At 40.8% G+C, this 1,560-nt stretch carries 1 protein-coding gene; it reads left to right on the top strand.

The window, feature by feature from the left end; genetic code table 11:
- A partial coding sequence (locus D5R40_RS40460; protein WP_282433708.1) for a M23 family metallopeptidase occupies window positions 1-1,365 on the top strand: 1,365 nt, incomplete at its 5' end.
- Window positions 1,366-1,560: the final 195 nt, after the last annotated feature.

The following is a 1,560-nucleotide window of genomic DNA, read 5'->3' as shown; positions in this document are numbered from 1 at the left end:
CAACCAAAATATCAGGAGTTACCACCTCTAACATTACCAAAACCTGAAAAACTTTATTATTATGACGGTTCGACCAACGCTTATATAGATAATACAGAATACAAAACTGGCGCAACAGAAAGTTATGAAGCACCAAACACAGTAGTTTTCTCCGAACGTTCCACAGGTGATATCGCCCAATATCCAACAACTAACAAAAATTGGGGTGCTGTTGCCGAAAATAACAATTGGAGCGCCCCTACTCAGACTAATAACTGGAGTTCTACAACTGCAACAAATAATTGGAGCGCTCCTGCTCAGACTAATAACTGGAGCGCTCCTGCTCAAACAGCATCCAACAATTCATGGAGTGCGGAAACTCAACAAAGTTACTATTCTCAAAATAACTATCAAGACTCATCCTACGATAACAACTATTACTCATCCTCCAAAAGTAACTATTACTCCTCCAACAACAATTATTATTCAGACACTTCTAGTTATAGTCAAACTAGCTACTACTCTGGTTCATCCTCCAGTCAAAACAGTTATTACTCCAGCACTTCCTACACTCCAAGTTACTACTCAGGGTCGTCACAAGGAGTAGAAGTCGCTGCAGTTTTACCCGCTCAGGTGCAGGGTTTATTTGATAACCCCATTACTCAGTCAGGTTTAGCATATTACAACCGCACCATGCGACCGCCAGCAGTACCAGGAAATGGTAACACTAGAATAATATTTCCTCTATCTATCCCCGCACCGATAACTTCATTTTTTGGTTGGAGACAACATCCAATATTAGGTTATAAGAAATTTCACACAGGTACAGACTTAGGAGCGCCAACAGGAACCCCAGTAGTTGCAACTTATGCAGGTCAAGTAGCGATCGCTGACTGGTTAGGAGGTTATGGTGTAACTGTGGTGTTAGACCACCAGAAAAAATCTTTGGAAACTCTCTACGGTCACTTATCAGAAATTTTTGTGAAACCAGGGGAAGTTGTGAAACAAGGTGAAGTTATCGGTCGCGTTGGAAGTACGGGAATGTCTACAGGTCCGCACTTACATTTTGAAATGCGACAGTTAACAAAGGATGGGTGGGTTGCGAAAAACCCAGATACTCATATTCAGTTTGCTTTGGTGAATTTGATGACAGCGTTGAAAGTTACTGAAATACCACCTGTACCGGAAATAAGTATTAATGAATTGGTGAAACAAACTAAAGAATTAGATTCTGGTGTACCACAACTGCCACCTTTACCACCTGGTTTTGAAGTACCTATTCCTGATTTAGAACCACCAATTTTTGAATTGACAAAAGCTGCAGAAAAGTCTGATGAAGAGACAAAAATTAGCTTGAATGAAGAGGAGAAAAAAGTGGTGGAATAGAGTTAGTTGAATAGGGAAAAATTTACAAAACTCCAAGCCCCCTAAATCCCCCAAAATTGGGGGACTTAAAGATAGCAAATTGACTCTTTTTTTCCCCAACTTTTGGGGGGCTAGGGGGGCAAATTTCAGTCTCAAAAAACTTTTGAGATATCCTCTGAAAGTTGCTACATCACGCGCCCCCTAAATCCCCCAAAA

Source organism: Okeania hirsuta, assembly GCF_003838195.1.
Lineage (GTDB): Bacteria > Cyanobacteriota > Cyanobacteriia > Cyanobacteriales > Microcoleaceae > Okeania > Okeania hirsuta.
Note: the sequence above shows the minus strand (reverse complement) of the source record. Positions and strands in the feature narration are given on the sequence as shown.